Below are 17681 nucleotides of genomic sequence, written 5' to 3' on the forward strand. Positions count from 1 at the left end.
GTCACTGATAAGTTGACTGAAGCACCGCATTCGCGAGCAAGCCCGCTCCCACATTAGTTCTCAGCGGATGCTGGCCAGGCGTTGTATCTCCATGCGCGACAACTGCATCAATTTCAGGTTACGCGCGGTCGCCCGCTCCACCTCGAGCCGATTCAGCGCTTCTTCGTAGCGGCGCAGGCTCTGGGCATCGGCGCGCTCGGCGTGCTCGTCCTCCAACGCTTCGTACTTCTGCGCAAGCTCCTTGTTTAGCGCATCGAACTGTTCGGGGTAGCGCTCTTGCAGGTACCGAGCCCAATGATCCTGAGCGACCAGGTACTCGATGAACTCATCGGAGCCTTCCTGGGCGAGGATGCTGGCCTGGATCTGCGCGCGCCGTGTGCCTTCGATCGGGCGACCATAGGCCATGTACTCCGGTTGCCCCGGCAGTTCCAAACCGTCGGGCCAGCCACGAGTCAAGCCGATGCGATACCTCAAGCGCTCTTCGGCCCGGTCCAGGCCTGTGGCCGACGCTTCGGCCAGTTGATCGACCCGGTCGAGCCGGAACAACTGCCGCGACAAATCCAGCAGCGCTCGCCCTCGAAGATCAGGCCTTTGCAGCGGGATGCCGTGCAGGGCTCGGTACTCGAAGACCCGCACCTCCATCTGACTGAAGGTGAGGATACGCCCGTCAATACAGGTGCCATGGGTTTCAGCCTCGACGAACAACAGGCTGCGCAACTCGGCATTTGTGGTGGCGGCCTCGATCACATCCCACACGCGCTGCGTCAGGCTGGCGCGGTTGAAGTTGAACTCCGAAGTCAGGCGCAGGCTCGATATCAACCAGAAAAACCGGTCATGGTCAGGGGCTTGCGCCAGCAGCACCCACAGCGCCGTGCGCTGCGTTATCTGCCCAGGGTTGGAACCTTCCAGCCAGGGCTCCAGCGACGCGTTGGCCACCGTGCGCTGCAGCTCGGGCACCGCCTCCACGGGCTCGACGGCAGCGCCCGGATCGCCACCGGAATCGCCGTCCGAGTCATCGGAATCGGGGTCGGAACCGGAGTCCGAATCGCTGTCGGAACCGGCGTCGAAGCGTTGGTGCCAGGCATCAAGCTCTACGCGGTGAAACCCCATCAAATTGGTCAGTTGGTGCATTTTGGCGTACTGGTACAGTTCCTCCCGGGTAGCAAGCGTCAAGGTGTGGTTGCCCGACAAGTCGGTACCAGCCACCAACGCATCATGGGCGCCACTGAGCAGGCCGGGCGGCAAGCTGGTTAGCACATTGCCGCTCAGGTCCAAGCGGGTCAGGTGCGGGGCGGCCAACACCCCATCAGGCCATGTCGACAGGCTGTTGTAGCTCAGGTCCAGCGTCTCAAGGCGACTGAACGCGCTGGCATCGAACGCCTCCAGGTCGTTGTGGCTCATGTCCAGCCAGCGCAAGCGCTCGGCGCCCGCCTGGGTGGGCAGAGCGGGTGCCTCTGTGAACAGGTTGGTGGCCAGTTCCAGCCGTTCAAGTTGCGTCATGCCTGCAACCGCATCAGGCAGTGCTGACAGTTGGTTACCGCTGAGTATCAGGCGGTTTGCCCGCGTGAAGGCGCCCAGAAATTCGTTACTGCCTTGGGCCGTCAGCCTGACGCCGGTTAAATCGAGCGTGCGGATATGGTCAAAGGCCAGGTTCAGCGCGGGCAGATCGCCGGTCCTCAGCGCCCTCAGGCTCAATGTGTCCCCCACCTCCCCGGTGCGTCCCGCCGTCACGCCTTGCTGCCAGGAAAAGCGGATAGACTCTGCCGCTCGCGTACGGGTGAACGCGACAGTGTCGCCATCGGCAATCCGTATTTCTCGACTGAATACCCAGCCATTCAAGGTTCGCGTGAGTGCCTCAAAGGTCCGCTGCCATTGACTGAGCAGCGTATCGAGTTGCGCGTCACTCATGCCGGCTTGGCGCAACTGCTCGATCCTTGCCGCTCCTTGCTCATCGTTCAACATGGCATTCACACGGCGCAAGCGCACGACGAAGCTGAGGGGGTACCCAGGGTCTTCAGGTAGCTCCCGCCAAGGCAATAAATACCGGGACAACGACGCAGCCGTCTCCGGGGGCGGAAATGGCCAGGGCTCTTGAGCCAGGGCAAAACGGCTCAATGCGCCTTCTGGCAGCCCCCTCTGCCGCTCGATGCGATTACGCGCCGCCGTCAATGCTGCCTCACCTTGCGTGCTCAGCGGGTTACCCGCCAGTTCAGTACGCAACAGCATATCCGCGTGGCTCAGGGCGCCTGGGGCCACACTCGTCAACGCGTTGTCACGTATGTCCAGGCAGGCTAACTGCGCAAGGTTTTCGGCACCGGTCGGCCATGCCTGCAACAACGTTTCGCGCAGATTCAAGGCGGTCAGTTTCGTCATCGCGCTGACATTCAAACGCCCCAGCCGGTTGTACTGCAGGTTCAACACCTGCAGGTTCTTCATCCCATCAAATTGAGCCTGCACCGCTGGGGTCACCACGATATGGTTATCGGACAGGTTCAGGTGGGTCAGGGAAGGCAGCACGTCGGTGGCGACAGGTACGTCGCTGAGGTGGCTGTAGCGCACTTCCAGACGCTCTACCCCGCCAAACGCGTGGACAAAGCCTTTGAGCTGGTCGGCGGGCACATCCTCGAGCCAGCTCAGCTTGAGCGTTTTCACATGGGAAAACGTACCGGCTGGCAACACCGGCAACTCGTCAATTTTATCGCTGCTCAACTCGGCAGCGGTAGGCAGGTCAAAGGCTGGCAGTTCGAACACCGAACCGTCAAACGTATCGACCTGCCCGCTGAGCTCATCGTCGAGCTTGACCCCGTAGCGCTTACGCACGGCCCAGCTCCAGCTTTTCTCAAGCGCCGTCAGGATGCGCGCGTTATACCCCGCCTCCCAGTGCGCTACGCGAAACTTGTGCCTGATGCCCAGCAGCGTGGACGGCTGATAAAACTGTTTGAAGATACCCAGGTGTTCTTCGCGCAGCGCCTGGAGCGCATTCATGCGTGTTTGCGGGGTCTTCCAGGTGCTCATGAGCGCGTTGGCCACTCGCTCGGCAACCGTCTTTTCGCCCATCAGCAACGTCAGTTCTCCCTGGGCGAAACCTCTGACCATTTCATCCAGATTCACCAGGTGCGGACCCGCGGTGCCGGCGTAATTCTTGACGTGTTCGTAGGCCGGCTTGAATGCTTCATAGCTCAATTGCGACCAGTCCAGCGACAGCCCGCGCCACAGCCGCTCATACCCGGTGTAAAGGCTGTCCGGGAGTTTGAGGACTTTGGTTTGCGCCAGGTCCAGGCGCTCCAGCAGCGCCAGTTGCTGGACATAAGCCGGCCATTGCAACGTCACATTAGGCGCAACGACTTTCAACGTTTTGAGCTGGTTCAGCGGTGTTAGGTCCAGGCTGTCGAGGCGTGCGCTCTGATAGCCAAAGTAGCCGATCTCCAAGCGCTCAAGGCCGGTCAATGTTGCCAGCCTGGCGGGAAACTGCTCCGCCAGCTCCGACGCCCTGAAGGTCAGCTTCAAGTGCTTGAGGCCTTCCAGGCGCGCCAGCGAGAACGGCACGTTGGTCAACAACGGACGTGGCACGCGCTCAGCGCGCAAGCCTTGGGTGGCTTCGATGGACAGGCTTTCAAGCTTGGGAAAATAGCGCAGAAACTCGTCGATATTACCGTCATGCAAGGCGGCACCACTGACGTTCAACTCGCGCACATGGGAAAAATTCGCGGTCAGGGGCGGCAGCGGCGTATCCAGGTTCAGCGACAAGACCTCGGCACCGGTCACCTTGCCGGCCAGCACGGCCTGGCGCCAACTGCGCTTGAGGGCCTGGGCGGCCAACAGGTGGTAATGGCGCTCGGCGGGCGCTGCGCGACTGATCCAGTCATCCAGTGTTGCCTGCATCTGGCGGTTTTCTTCAAACAACGCCCTGAGTCGCTCCGCAATCGCCCGGACGTCGTTGCCCGCCTGCCGCAGCTCAAGGATAAAGTCATCGACTTGGGCGTCGGTCAAATCCGGGTAGATCTTGCGGACTTCGCGGATAACCGCTTGACGATGGTCCGGCACGCGCCCACTGGCGTAATAGCCCTTGAGCACGCCGTTGACGCGCACAGGGGGTTTGAACCAGCGGGTCTTGGGTTCCAGCCACTCTACGGCTTGCATGCGATAGGCATCGGCCTGTTCGATGATTTTTGCCTGCAGCGCAGCGTGCTGGCTCACCTGCGGCACGCCCAGACGCTGGCGTGCATCATCAGGCAAGGCATGCATCAGCGAGGCGAAAAAATTATCGCCATGGCTGGGCAGGCTATTGAGGGCTTCACCGCGCTCATCGAAGGCTTGGTAGGCTGGCCCCTGTTTGACCAGGTACTTTTTCTCACTCGCAGCCTCAGGCCCGATGCTGTCTAGCAACGCACCGTCGACACGGCCATCACGCACTTGCAGGCGTAGCGTCGACGGCCAGCCCGGCAAGGTCTGCAGGGTATGCAGCGCCAGCCGGCGCGTGTCCGCCGTGGCAATGGCTTCGCGGCGCAAGCCGGCATAGGCGCGCACCAGGCGCCCTTGGCGGGCATACCAGCGTGCTTCCTCCAGCATGTTCAAGGGCACGCGCGTTGCGCTGTCGAACGCTGCCAGCTCGTCCGCCTGGGCGTGTTCGAGCACGGCGTGCGCCGCCGATTCACTGAGCCCGGGGCAATTACGCTGCAGCCGGCGCACACGCGGGTCCACCGCTTCGGTGCCGGTATAGATACTGTCAAAAATCGCCGGTTTGCGCTGGCGAGCATAGTCGGCCAGCTGCTTGCTGAATTCCAGCGTGCGCGCCTCGCTCACCCGCGCCGCCTCGGCGCCGAGCAGCTTCACGCGCTCGGACTCATCCAGGGCCTGCAGAATACGCTCGGGCAGTTCGCCGCCCAGGATATGCTCACGGCTGACCTTGATGGTCGCGCCAATGCGCGAACGCCCGGCGCCATATTTGACCGGTTTGGCCGTCAACGCCGGGCCGTCGATAACTTCCAGCGCCCGCCCCTGGGGCCACCTGGGCATTTCCACAATCAAGGGCAGTGCATACAGGTACAGCTCATCAATGGGTTTGCTGCCCTCCAGTTGCTCGATCACGTCAGCGGCGGCGGTGTCCGCCTTGAACAAGCGCATCGCTTCCAACAGCTCGGGCGGCGCGACCGTGCGCTCAACGTGCACCTTGCGCAGGGTGTTGTCGCTGACACCGCTGATATCCGCCAGCTTGAGCAATGCCTCGTCAGTGAAGCCTTCGGTGGCATGCCCGATACGCCGTAACAGCGTGAGGCGGTCCCATTCCAGCGGGCGCTCCAACGTGTGTTGCCAGGCCCCGTGGCCGTTATGTTCAAGGATTGGCTGGTAAGCCTGGGGATCGCTGGGGTGCTTGATCCGCCATTTGCGCAGCGACGTGTCGTACGTCTGCTCGTAAGCCTGGGCGCCGAGGCGGACATAGGTCTTGCCGTCTTTCACATATTGGCCCAGGGCATTGGGACTCAGCGTGTTCTCCAGCACCACCGGGCTGGCATAACGGTCCAGGCTGGCTCGCCACAGCCGGGTTCGACCATCGGGCAGCGTCACCTCGTTCAGCGTTTCGATCACAGGCTCCGCCTTGGCTGCCCGCCAACTGACCGCAGCGCCCACGCCGGCCATAATCGCGATCTGCGCGAGGTTTTCGGCGACGTCCACCAAGTGCGCCTTGGCCGCTTGCAAATCCCCTTCGCCCCACTCTACCGCGCCTTCCAGCGTCTCATAGAGCAACTGCCCGGCCATCACTCCCATCATCACCTCGCCGAGTACCGGCACGAACATCGAGGCGATGTTCAGCCCAAGCATGCCGATCTCCAGCAGGTGTGCGAGCTTGGCGTCACGCGCCTTGGCATCCACCTCAGCGGTGGGTACCGCGTGGGCGCGGGCGTCGGCGATCAACTGTTCGCGATGTTGCTCATAGAAATACTTCCAGGGGTCGATGTTCGCCGCCCAAATGCCCTTGCCGGCTCGGGTGCGTGTAGACGGCGCAAGATAGGGGGCGTTGTTGGGTTCCAGTTTGGCAGGCGCTTGGGGTGGCAACTCCTTGATGCCCGTGATGAACTGCGGCGTGGTGAAGTCCAGGAGTTTCTTCCATGGCGAGCGCCAGATGTCCGTCGGGGAGTCGGCGGCCTTCTGGGTGAACTGGCTGAAGTAGTAAGCCCGCTTTGCATAGGGCACGAACCGGCTGAAGAATGCCTGGTACGGCGTCGGCGCAGGGTCGGCGCGCTTGTCGGCATCGCGCTCGGTAAACAGGCGCTTGAACTCTTTTTCCATTTGCGCCCAGGTATAGCGCTTGAGCGGATGCACCGGATCCTGGGGGATGTAAATGATCAGCTCATCGGGGTAGGTGTATTTCTTGCAGATCAAGAACACCATGCAGCCGGTCATCCTGAGCTTCATCAGGCCCAGGGTCCTGAACCACACTTGCTTGTCGCCCATCCACGGGTGAATTTCACCCTCGATCACCGACAGAATCATGCGCTGGTCGGCGGGCTGGATGTCTCCAGTCAACACGGCCTGCTCGGCGGCGGCCTTCAATGCAGCCTTCTGGCTGGCAATGAAGTGCTCGCGCAGGGTGACGTGTGCAGCGCCCTCCTCAGGGTAAAAAAACGACTGCAGATACGCTTGGTATTTGGCGCCGATGTCCAGGCTGCGGCACAGGCTGAGGAACTGGCTGACCTTGAGGTTGAGCGTCACCGAATGGTAGGTACCGGGTGTGCTGGTCGCCTCCATGAACCCCGAGGTCTTGTGGTACGCCCCTTCCTTGCACTCATAAGCTTCGAAGTTGTGCAGGGCCGCCTCCAGCATCGACAGCTTCAGGAACTGGAAGTCCGACACCTCGACTTCGATAATCCCCACCGCCAGGGGCCGGCGCAGGCACAGCAAGGTTTTATCGACGTCCACCTCCACCTGGTATTGATCCTTCAACGCCTTGAGCAGCAAGGGCCTGGCGAAGGCGTCGATGTCCTGGAAGCTGGCCATGGTTTTGTCCAGCTGGGTCTGTGCGGTAAAGCTCGCCAGGAAGCTGGCCGCCAATGCCTTGCGTTGCTCGGGCGAGGCTTTTTCGAGCCAGGCAGGCTGCGGCGTGGCGGCGTCCTTGAGCGCTTGCTTGCGCGCAGGTATGGCCTCGATCAGCCAGGAGGGGCTGGCGCGTTCGAGGAAGTCGCCGTGCAAGCTCTGCGTCGCGGCAGGCGAGGAAGGTTGGGTTACATCAGCCATCGGGTCACTCCTTTGATATGGAGTGCCAGAACACCATGCTGGGTGCCGCGCCAAGCGGTGCATATATGGCGCCCGGCGGCTCAAGCGCCGTCGGCGGTATCCCTATACCGTCGGTGCGGTGACGAAATTCGATTTGCTATGGCTGGCCCGCAGAACGGTGCCAACCACCCTCGAATTCAAACAGACAATGGATTTCGTCATGCCCAACCCCGCTCCGCCCCCTCCAATTGTTTTTGAGCAACTGCCTGCCCAGGCGGTCCACACCCGTTTCGCATCGCGTCCAGCCTTGTACTCGGTGGTATTCAACGCCCTGCGCAGGGGGATTCTGGAGCACTATCCAACGCTGCAACTGGACCTGCGCTCGGTCAAGCTCGCCCCCCCCCATGCCGAGGGGCACTACACCTACCCCTCGTTGATGGAGTTTGCGATCGCGCATGTGCTGAAACCACAGTTGATGGACCTGCACCCGCAGCGCGAGCTGCCGTACTACCTGACCCAGCAGCCCCCCAGGATACTCAAGCCACAGGCGCCGGCCCTCATCGACATGCAGGTCATCGCGCGTCTCCTCGATGAGCTGCCCGAGTCGCTGTACCTGCACTGGCAGCACGACCTGGCGGGCTACTGGAGCAGCGTCGACAACCATGGCCGCAGTCGCTGGCAATGGCTGAGCGACTTTCTCCACGGTCAGATGACCGCCACCGCCGCACGCTCATCACATCTGGACGAAACCCAGCGCGACATGCTGGCGGTCGTCGCTGCCTGGCCGGTGTTGGCAGAGCGCCTGCCGCGCTCCACGCCCGCCACCTATGTGTACTTCATCGAAAACACCTTCAACCGCGCCGGCCAGGAAGCACTTCTGCTGACACCCGACCTGCTGTTGGTGCGCGATAAGCAGGTGCTGCTGTACAGCCTGGCCGGGCACATCGAGACCTTCGATTGCATCGATGCTTTCGGCCAATCCTGGGCGGCGCGGATGCAAGCGCGCTTTACGTTCGACAGCATGACCTGGCGACGCAACGAACCGAACGGCAATGTATTCGACCAACAAGCGGGCCTGATCCTCAACCAGCAGCTGCAAGACCTCGCAACGCTGACGTTCCAGGGGCAAGACGAAATAACCCTGGGCCGGCGCCTGGAAACCCTCACCGACCCGGCGATTTTCTTTACCCCCGTGCCCGTCCCCCCCGCTCCATTTCTTCTCCAGCTGAGCGGCCAATTGCCGGGTTGGCTCAGCCAGGCCGACAACGCTGACCGTTTTGCCTACCATCGCCACCTGCAGGACATGGCACTGGTGCTGCAACAGAGCGAGGGGCAATCCTTCAACCAGGGCATCGAAGACTTGCACAGCTTCAGCCGCGCCGCCTTGCGCAAACAGATGCAAGCTGATCATGGCGACTACGACCCCGACGACGTGGTGCTGGACTTCACGATCGGTGCCGGCTACCCAGGCGGCGCCGGTATTGTCGAGCATGTGCGCCTGTCACTGACCGAGCTGGCGGTAAAGAACCTGGCCGGCAAGCCCAGCGGCACGCTGGAAATACTGGCCAAGGGCGCCCAGGCCTTGCCGTCCTGGCTGACAGAGGACTATGTGCTGGGGGCCTCGGGATTGATCCAGCGCGTGGATATCGGCACGGCCTATCCGCAGAACATCAAGGACACGCTGTTGTCCGACACCGCCGATGCGCGCCGGCGAGAAGCGCTGTTTACCCGCGCGCTGAAGGTCAGGTTGCCGATGCAGGCGCTCGAACTCAAGATCCGTCGACAGCATGGCGTCAGCATCGCGGGTTATCGCTACGTAAAGGCGTTGATGGGTGAAAGCCCGTTGGAGCGTTTCGTTGACGGCCAGGAGATCGTCCTGCGCCCTCTGGCTCTGTGCCGCAAGCCCGGGGCCTCACCCGATGAAGTCAGCAATGCGTTTATCATCGAACCGCGCGATGCCAACATTGGCCCGCACCTGCTGTACCAACCGCTGTACGCCGATGCGCTGCATGAGTACCCGACCCGCCAGGCGCTGCTGGATGCCCTCGCCAGCCCCGGCGCCTTGCAAGACAGCGTATTGACCTGGCTGAGCGACAAGGCGCGTCCGATCTACGATCACGGCGGTATCCGCGAACCCCACCTGATTCGCTTCCTGCCTGGCGACGAGCTCAGCGTGCTTGAAAAACCCGAGCCCGCTACCCTGGCGGTCGATGAGGGCGCGGGTGAATGGCTGCAATCGCAGGTCAACGGGCAACTGCTCAACCACCTGTTCGGCAGCACGGCGCGAGCGCTGGTGGACTTGGCGGACCGCGAGTCAGTGTCCAACAGTGAAAGCCGCTGGGCCCTTGTGATGGAAGGCGCCTGGTTGCTGTTCAATAGCCTGCTACTGCCGCTGGTGCGAGGGCCGGCGATGCTGGCGGGTTGGTTGATGGTACTGGTCGGTAGCCTGGCGCAGGACCTGGCGGGCCTGGACAGCGATGACCCAACCACCCGTGAGGTGGCACTGATCGATCTACTGCTCAACACCGCGATGGTGCTGTTGCACGCTGCCTCGCCCTCGGCGCGGCCGTTGGCAGAACCTGGCGCGCAAGACCACGCCCTGCATCTGCAAACCTGGCGCCGCCCGGTCGGCCTGCCACGCGTTCAGAGCACCGCGGTGGTGCGTCATGGCCCGGTCGCACTCCCCGGCGAGCCACCGGCCAGCGGCCATACCGCCCTGGACTTCAGCCGTTCGCTCGCCAGCCCCATGGCCAGTGCAACGTTACTCAAGGCGCTGGTCGAGGTGCATGTGCCCTGGCCCGCCATCTTACCCGCTGCGCAGCCAAGCGGTGCGTTGAAAGGGCTTTACCGCATCGACGGAGCCTGGCACGCCAGCGTCGGCGGGATGTTGTTTCAGGTGAGTGTGGTGCCGGGGTTTGGCGAGGTTTACCTGGTCCATCCGCAGCACCCACAGCGTCCGGGCTTCAGGTTGACCAGCGATGGCCAGGGGCATTGGCGTCTGGACCGACGAGCCAGGTTGAAGGGAGGGATGCCCAGAGAGAGTCTCAATAAGTGGCTGTCTGCACGTGAGCAACGAATACAGTCGTTAACGCAAGAATTCGCCGCGCTCCTCGTGGAAATGAACGCCTCAGTGACCGTTACCACCGGGTTTGAATCCGCCTTGAATACCGCCCGCGCCAATCTGGTCGACCAGGCAAAGCGCCTGAGGGATGACTGGCTACTGCTCGGCACCTCAACCGGCATCCCGCAACTGCACCTCAGGGTGACCCAACGGCATGCGGCCAGGCGCGTCAGTACGGCGCACGCCAGGGCCCAGTGGGAAACGGCACTCGATAACTACCAGCAAAACGGCCGGGCATTGATCCCCTTGATGCAGCGAATCGAAGCCAAGGCCGATGAACTGATGCAAACCGATCGCACCAACCCCGCACACAAACCCGCACGAGATAAAGCCACAAGAATCATCTATAGCTACTGGAGTTCGGTCTTTGAATGCCTGGCGCAAAAAATGGCCGACACCCTGGCAAGCGACACCGGCGAAAACGCCAGCGAACTCGGTGAGCGCGCCAATCGTGAACTTGCTGAAAACATCACCCATGCCTACGACGAATACATTGACACTAAAAAGCAGCAAGTAGCGGCGCTCAATCAAATGATTGAACCGGCTGAACACATCGAAACCCTTCTCAAGCAGGCTGATCCTGGGCAGCGCCGGCTGTTCCTGGAGCATAATCCTTCCGATCAACACATCTCTTCAGTGGCCATCAAGCAACATGTCATGCTGGTGTTCACCGATCTGGTGTTCAATCGCACCCATCGCCCTGTGAGGGTGATGGAGTTTCCTTTCATTCGTGTACTCACTGACGCCCAAATCGCCAGCCTCGTGCTTGCACATACCGAGATGCGCACTACCGCAGGCTATTCGACGGCGGAACAAATCGCTGTGCTCAAAGGCGTCCTAGAGCGCTATGAGCAGCTAGAGAACGCGGTCACCTCGTTGCACGACATGCGCTCCGGCTTTGTAAGGGAGGGTTACCGTGTTTCGTACCTGGCACATCTGAACGAGGCACGTTCGAGCCTGGAGGCGCAACTGGCCAACTTGATCCTCGCGCAAGAAAAGATTGCCCCGCAACCTGCGCTCGACAAAGCCAAACGCCAAAAAGCCGCAACCCGACGGGTTATCAAAACCGCAGACAAGAAAAGCCTGGTGGGTGACGTGCGTGCGCAACAGCCCGATGAACCGGGCAATTATGTCGATATCACGGACCCGCTCACCAACACAATCATTGCCTCTTACCACGAACATGCCAGCGAAGGCGTGTGGAAAATCGTCGAGCCCGCCAGCGTGCCGACTAAAACGCCCGCGCCTGTGGTTCGATCCTTGAAAAGAATTAGGGCGCACGCACAAGCCATCAAAGACGAGCGGCAAGGTATTGATGAACGTATTCGCTACCAGCAACGAAAACTGCGCGACCTTGAGCAGCGGGAGGTCGTGAACCCCTATGATTGGGACGTGATGCTGAGTCAGCATGCGGCAAAATTCAAAGCGCTTGCCGAGGAGCTCAAAAACGCGACTGACGAAAGCGCCATTGCCCTGCGTAAAAGTTACGATGACGAGGCAATAGCGGCCACTGAACAGGCTCGTCAACGCTGCGCAGAAGGCTACCTGTTACAGCGCCCCAAAGCCGCCAAAATCGACTATCTGTGGACCCACGGTTTTGTCGACATCAACCTGGTCAAAAAACGTGTGCCATTGAAGGCCGGTGACTACCTGACCGAATATGCCATACGTGACAAACGTAAAATCAAGGCCGGAATGAGGCAGGAAGACGCGGACCTGTGGTACGCGCATTTTCACTACTCCTCCGTCGAACAGCCCGTTTCAAAGCCTGATTTCGGGCACTTGAAGACCCCAGCGGAACGTCTATTCACGCGCAAGGAACTGATGGAGCAAGCCAGAGCCAATAACCGCTCTGTGATCAATCTGGAGAAAGCGTTGGTAGAGGCGCCGCTGGATCAGAAACTGTTCCTTGGCCTGGAAGTGTGAACGGTGCGAGGCACGTTCCGATAGGGTTGAACTATTCTCTGTAGGATGACCCGGCTCGCGAGGCAAGCATGGACGACCCAATCGACAATAAACCGCCGACCTTCTGGCAAATGCTGCACAGCGTCATGGCCGCAGCCTTTGGCGTGCAGAGCGGCAAGAACCGTGCGCGTGACTTCACCCACGGCAAGCCCAGCCACTTTGTGCTGCTGGGCATCCTGTTCACGGCGGTGTTTGCCTTGACCCTGTTTGGCATCGTCAAGCTGGTGCTGCACCTGGCCGGGGTTTAACGCAGCAACAGTTGCAGGCTGAACGGGTAACGGTAGGACGCAGGCTTGCCCACCGCTGATAATGCGCGGAAATTCACTGATGGCAGGGGGCCCGATAGCCGGCGTGCCTGGGCGGCGTCGATTAACTGAAACAACGCTTGCTGGCGGTTGCGACCGCCACGCGCGCCAATATCGACCCCCTTGGCCTCATCATGAATCAACACCATCGCCCAACCGCCCAGGGTGAAATGCCCCGCCACCAGGGTACTCAGGCGCCCATCAAGGCGTGCCGCGAGGATCTGCGGTGAGCTGTTGGCCGCACTGAACAACACGTCTTTGCCCGGTACGCGACCACTGTCTTGCAGGGCCTGCATGGCACCCAGCGCCATTTCATCATTGGCCGACCACACCAGTGCGGTTTGCGGGTAGCGCTTGAACAGCTGGCTGGCCTGCTCGAATGCGCGCTGGCGGCTCCACTCACCGTAGACCAACTGTCGCAGGCGCACTTCGGGGTGCTCGGCCAGGGCACGCTGCATGCCCTGCACGCGCAACTGTGCGACCGGCGTGGTCTTGGCGCCGGAAAACGCCAGCAGGTCAAGTGTGGTGCCCGCAGCGACCGGGCCGTGTTGGCGCAACAAGTCGGTGAGCATCAGGTAGCCCGCCTGCTCGTCGTCGGCAACCATCGTGCCGATCAAGCCGGTGTCGTTGTAGGCGTCCAATAGCTGCACCTGGTCGGGCGTCAGCGCGTTGCTGACGATCAGTAACTTCACCCCGCTGCCCTGGGCCATGCGCATGATCTGCGGGGCGACGTACTGTTCATTGACCAGCACCAGGTAATCGGGCCGTTCAGTGCCCAGCAGTGCCTCCCGCGCATGGGCCAGGGTGACCTGGTTGTCACGCTCGGAATAGCGCACACGCAAATCCAGGCCGAGGTCCTTGGCGCCGGCCTGCATGAATTGCGCATAACTGACCCAGAAGGTTTCCGAAGACAAGCCAGGGTTGAGAAACACCACCGACGCAGCCTGGGCGATTGCCCCGTACGCCGACCCCAGCAACCACACACACGCCATCAGAACCTTCAACATGGTTGCCTGAACCTTGAACATAGATCGCCATGATAGTGGCAATTAGATATTCAATCGAGGCTCAATCCACGTGCTGCTTTTACTGGTGGCTGACCCAGAACACCGCGGTTCCAACCACCAGGATAATCAGGAACAAGATTGCCCAGGCGTCCACGGTACTGTCGGGTTTGCGGGCTTTGGTGGAATTACTCATCGCATCGCCTCTTGTCGGTTTTATAGGTGACTGCACTCAGACTCGATCACAGTAAAGACCACACTTGTCCCTATGACAAATGTGGGTATGACGATAACGGTTCTCATTAGTCAGTTTGGTTATTTACATATACCCAAACATCACTTTTGCGCATATACGCAAACTGTTATCGTGCGCCGGCTCCGTTGGGAGTGCGCGGCCGTGCGCGCAGATTTGCCGAGAACAGGACCTATATGTACGTATACGACGAATACGATCAGCGCATCATCGAGGACCGCGTCAAGCAGTTCCGTGATCAGACCCGACGCTACTTAGCAGGTGAACTGAGCGAAGAAGAGTTCCGCCCTCTGCGCCTGCAAAATGGCCTTTATGTGCAGCGCTTTGCGCCGATGCTGCGGGTGGCCGTGCCCTATGGCCAACTGACGTCGCGCCAGACGCGCATGATGGCCAAGATTGCCCGCGACTTCGACAAAGGCTATGCCCACATCAGCACCCGGCAGAACGTGCAGTTCAACTGGCCGGCCCTTGAAGATGTGCCGGATATCCTGGCTGAACTGGCCACTGTGCAGATGCACGCCATTCAGACCAGCGGTAACTGCCTGCGCAACGTGACCACCGACCAATTTGCCGGCGTCGCCGCCGATGAGCTGATCGACCCACGGCCATGGTGCGAGATCGTGCGCCAGTGGACCACCTTCCACCCCGAATTCGCCTACCTGCCGCGCAAGTTCAAGATCGCCATCAATGGCTCGACCTCGGACCGTGCGGCCATCGAAGTGCACGACATCGGCCTGGAGCCGGTGTACAACGCCGCCGGTGAGCTGGGCTTTCGTGTATTGGTCGGCGGTGGCCTGGGCCGTACCCCGGTGGTCGGCGCGTTCATCAACGAGTTCCTGCCGTGGCAGGACCTGTTGAGCTACCTCGACGCCATCCTGCGGGTCTACAACCGTTACGGCCGTCGCGACAACAAGTACAAGGCCCGGATCAAGATCCTGGTCAAGGCGCTGACCCCTGAGGTGTTTGCCCAGAAGGTCGATGCCGAAATGGAACACCTGCGCGGCGGCCAGACCACCCTGACCGAAGCCGAAGTACACCGCGTCGCCAAGCATTTCGTCGACCCTGAGTACAAGGCCCTGAGCAATCAGGACGCCGAGCTGGCCGCACTCGACCAGCAACACCCAGGCTTCGCCCGCTGGCGCACCCGCAACACCCTGGCGCACAAGAAGCCCGGCTACGTGGCAGTGACCCTGTCGCTCAAGCCCACCGGCGTAGCGCCAGGCGACATCACCGACAAGCAACTGGACGCGGTCGCCGACCTGGCCGAGCGCTACAGCTTCGGCCAACTGCGCACCTCCCACGAGCAGAACATCATCCTCGCGGACGTTGAGCAGAGCCAACTGTTCACCCTGTGGGGCGAGCTGCGCGAAGGCGGGTTTGCCACGCCGAACATCGGCCTTTTGACCGACATCATCTGCTGCCCGGGCGGCGATTTCTGCTCCCTGGCCAACGCCAAGTCAATCCCGATTGCCGAGTCGATCCAGCGCCGTTTCGACGACCTGGACTACCTGTTCGACATCGGCGAGCTGGACCTGAACATCTCCGGTTGCATGAACGCCTGTGGTCACCACCACGTCGGCCACATCGGCATCCTGGGCGTGGACAAAAAAGGCGAAGAATTCTACCAAGTGTCCCTGGGTGGCAGCGCCAGCCGCGATGCGAGCCTGGGCAAGATCCTGGGCCCATCCTTCGCCCAGGAAGCCATGCCGGAGGTGATCGGCAAGCTGATCGACGTGTATATCGAACAGCGCACCGAAGATGAGCGTTTCATCGACACCTACCAGCGCATCGGCATCGACCTGTTCAAGGAGCGCGTCTATGCAGCGAATCATTAAGAACAACGCAGTCGTCGATGAAACCTGGCACTTGCTGCCCAAGGACGCGAGCTTCGACGGCATTTCCAACTGCGACGACCTGATCGTGCCGCTGGCCCTGTGGCGCGAGCACGGCCACGCCCTCAAGGCCCGCGACGGCGGTTTGGGTGTGTGGCTGGACGCCGATGAAGAAGCCGAAGAAATCGGCGATGACGTGCAGCACTTCCAAGTCATCGCCCTGAACTTTCCGGCCTTCACCGACGGGCGCAACTACTCCAACGCCCGCCTGCTGCGTGACCGTTATGGTTACAAGGGTGAGCTGCGTGCCATTGGCGATGTGCTGCGTGACCAACTGTTCTACCTGCGCCGTTGCGGGTTCGATGCCTTCGCCTTGCGCGCCGACAAAGACCCGTACGAAGCGCTGGAAAGTCTCAAGGATTTCTCGGTGACCTATCAAGCGGCCACCGATGAACCCCTGCCACTGTTCCGCCGCCGCTGACACCCTGTCCCTGTAGGAGCGAGCTTGCTCGCGAAAAACCTGAACGATAACGCAGGTCGCCTGGCTGTAGTGGCGCCCTCGCGGTCTTCGCGAGCAAGCTCGCTCCTACAGGTTTGTCGCCCGTCAATTCTGTATGTCGACTTCCGCTTGACATTAAAGTTAACTTTAAGCTTAGCCTGAGGCCTCCCCTGCTCAGGAGTTAACCCATGTCACCGTTCGAACCGCTGCAACTGCCTAACGGCCAAGTCATCGCCAACCGCATCGCCAAGGCCGCGATGGAAGAGAACATGGCGGACTTGCACCAGGCACCGTCCCAAGCATTGAAGCAGCTGTACAAGACCTGGGCCGACGGCGAGCCCGGCCTGCTGCTCACCGGTAACGTGATGATCGACCGCCGCGCCATGACCGGCCCTGGTGGTGTCGCGCTGGAAAACGAGCAACACCTGGCCAGTTTTCGTGAATGGGCCGACGTAGCCCGCGCCAAGGGTGTGCACTTCTGGGTACAGCTCAGCCATCCGGGCCGCCAGACCATGGCCAACCTAGGTCAACAAGCGTTGGCACCCTCGGCTATCGCGCTGGATGTGGGCAGTTTTTCCAAGATGTTCGCCACACCCAAGGCCATGACCGAAGACGACATCCAGGACGTCATCAAGCGCTTCGCCACCAGCGCCCGCCTGGCCGAGCAAGCCGGGTTCACCGGGGTGCAGATCCACGGCGCCCATGGCTATTTGTTGAGCCAGTTCCTCTCACCCTTGAGCAACCATCGCACCGACCGTTGGGGCGGCTCCTTGGAAAACCGTGCCCGCCTGCTGCTGGAGGTCATCCGTGCCGTACGGGCCAGCGTCAGCCCTTCATTTTGTGTGTCGGTAAAGCTCAACTCGGCAGACTTCCAGCGTGGCGGCTTCGATGAGACCGATGCGCGCGCTGTGGTGGAGATGCTCAATGCACTGCCGATTGATTTGCTTGAATTGTCCGGCGGCAGCTATGAAGCGCCGGCCATGCAAGGCGAAGCCCGGGACGGGCGCACCCTGTCCCGTGAAGCGTACTTTCTGGATTTCGCCAGGGAAATGGCAACTGTCGCCAACATGCCGCTGATGGTGACCGGGGGTATTCGCCGTTTACCGGTGGTCCAGCAGGTACTGGACAGCGGCATCGCCATGGCCGGCATCGCCACCGCCCTGACCCTGGAGCCGCAGTTGCTCAAGCAGTGGCGTGAAGGTCGCGACCTCAACCCACAACTGCGGCCCATGGAATGGAAGCGCAAACCCCTGGCCGCCCTCGCCACCCTCGCCGTGGTACGCGACCAGATGCGCCGCCTGAGCCGCGGCCGCCTGCCCAACCCCAACGTGGCGCCCTGGCTGGCACTGGTGTGTGACCAGTGGTTTATTGCGCGGCGTACGCGGCAGTATCGCGCAAGCATGACGCAATCTTCACATTAAAGGCGGAGCATTCGCCGTGATTGAACTGTCCCCTACTGATCAGCAGTTTTTCAACCTCACTGACGATTG

7 protein-coding genes are annotated in these 17681 nt (G+C 61.2%); 5 read left to right on the forward strand and 2 right to left on the reverse strand.

From position 1 onward, the window contains the following. Positions 1–60 precede the first annotated feature (60 nt). Positions 61–7233: an NEL-type E3 ubiquitin ligase domain-containing protein gene (locus MF6394_RS20520; RefSeq protein WP_078467417.1), complete on the reverse strand. Its 7173-nt coding sequence runs from the start codon at positions 7231–7233 to the stop codon at positions 61–63. 199 nt (positions 7234–7432) lie between these two features. On the opposite strand from MF6394_RS20520, the gene MF6394_RS20525 reads away from it, so the two are divergent. Further along, positions 7433–12259 carry a dermonecrotic toxin domain-containing protein gene (locus MF6394_RS20525; RefSeq protein WP_078467418.1) on the forward strand — a complete coding sequence of 1609 codons (4827 nt, stop codon included), beginning with the start codon at positions 7433–7435 and terminating at the stop codon, positions 12257–12259. A gap of 68 nt (positions 12260–12327) precedes the next feature. Continuing rightward, positions 12328–12546 (forward strand): DUF2970 domain-containing protein, encoded by a 219-nt coding sequence (locus MF6394_RS20530; RefSeq protein WP_032892193.1) that lies wholly within the window; start codon positions 12328–12330, stop codon positions 12544–12546. On the opposite strand, the gene MF6394_RS20535 is transcribed toward MF6394_RS20530, so the two are convergent. Then, positions 12543–13610: an ABC transporter substrate-binding protein gene (locus MF6394_RS20535; protein ID WP_047712144.1), complete on the reverse strand. Its 1068-nt coding sequence runs from the start codon at positions 13608–13610 to the stop codon at positions 12543–12545. The genes MF6394_RS20530 and MF6394_RS20535 overlap by 4 nt on opposite strands. A gap of 426 nt (positions 13611–14036) precedes the next feature. On the opposite strand from MF6394_RS20535, the gene MF6394_RS20540 reads away from it, so the two are divergent. The 3 genes from MF6394_RS20540 to MF6394_RS20550 all read left to right on the forward strand — a co-directional run bounded on the left by MF6394_RS20540 (position 14037) and on the right by MF6394_RS20550 (position 17612). Then, the gene (locus MF6394_RS20540) at positions 14037–15695 is read left to right on the forward strand and encodes a nitrite/sulfite reductase (RefSeq protein ID WP_003190712.1); all 1659 of its coding nucleotides are present in this window, start codon (positions 14037–14039) and stop codon (positions 15693–15695) included. Beyond that, positions 15679–16173, forward strand: coding sequence for a DUF934 domain-containing protein (locus MF6394_RS20545; RefSeq protein WP_044273390.1), 495 nt, complete (start codon positions 15679–15681; stop codon positions 16171–16173). Before MF6394_RS20540 ends, MF6394_RS20545 begins: the two co-directional genes overlap by 17 nt. 206 nt (positions 16174–16379) lie before the next feature. After that, the gene (locus MF6394_RS20550) at positions 16380–17612 is read left to right on the forward strand and encodes an NADH:flavin oxidoreductase/NADH oxidase family protein (RefSeq protein ID WP_078467419.1); all 1233 of its coding nucleotides are present in this window, start codon (positions 16380–16382) and stop codon (positions 17610–17612) included. The last annotated feature ends 69 nt before the right edge of the window (positions 17613–17681 follow it).

The sequence above is a fragment of the Pseudomonas sp. MF6394 genome, from assembly GCF_002018845.1.
GTDB lineage: Bacteria > Pseudomonadota > Gammaproteobacteria > Pseudomonadales > Pseudomonadaceae > Aquipseudomonas > Aquipseudomonas lactis.

What these genes read in the sequence shown, in the direction of transcription:
- MF6394_RS20520 (WP_078467417.1), bottom strand. Translation starts at nt 7,233, where the DNA reads ATGGCTGATGTAACCCAACCTTCCTCGCCTGCCGCGACGCAGAGCTTG.
- MF6394_RS20525 (WP_078467418.1), top strand. Translation starts at nt 7,433, where the DNA reads ATGCCCAACCCCGCTCCGCCCCCTCCAATTGTTTTTGAGCAACTGCCT.
- MF6394_RS20530 (WP_032892193.1), top strand. Translation starts at nt 12,328, where the DNA reads ATGGACGACCCAATCGACAATAAACCGCCGACCTTCTGGCAAATGCTG.
- MF6394_RS20535 (WP_047712144.1), bottom strand. Translation starts at nt 13,610, where the DNA reads ATGTTGAAGGTTCTGATGGCGTGTGTGTGGTTGCTGGGGTCGGCGTAC.
- MF6394_RS20540 (WP_003190712.1), top strand. Translation starts at nt 14,037, where the DNA reads ATGTACGTATACGACGAATACGATCAGCGCATCATCGAGGACCGCGTC.
- MF6394_RS20545 (WP_044273390.1), top strand. Translation starts at nt 15,679, where the DNA reads ATGCAGCGAATCATTAAGAACAACGCAGTCGTCGATGAAACCTGGCAC.
- MF6394_RS20550 (WP_078467419.1), top strand. Translation starts at nt 16,380, where the DNA reads ATGTCACCGTTCGAACCGCTGCAACTGCCTAACGGCCAAGTCATCGCC.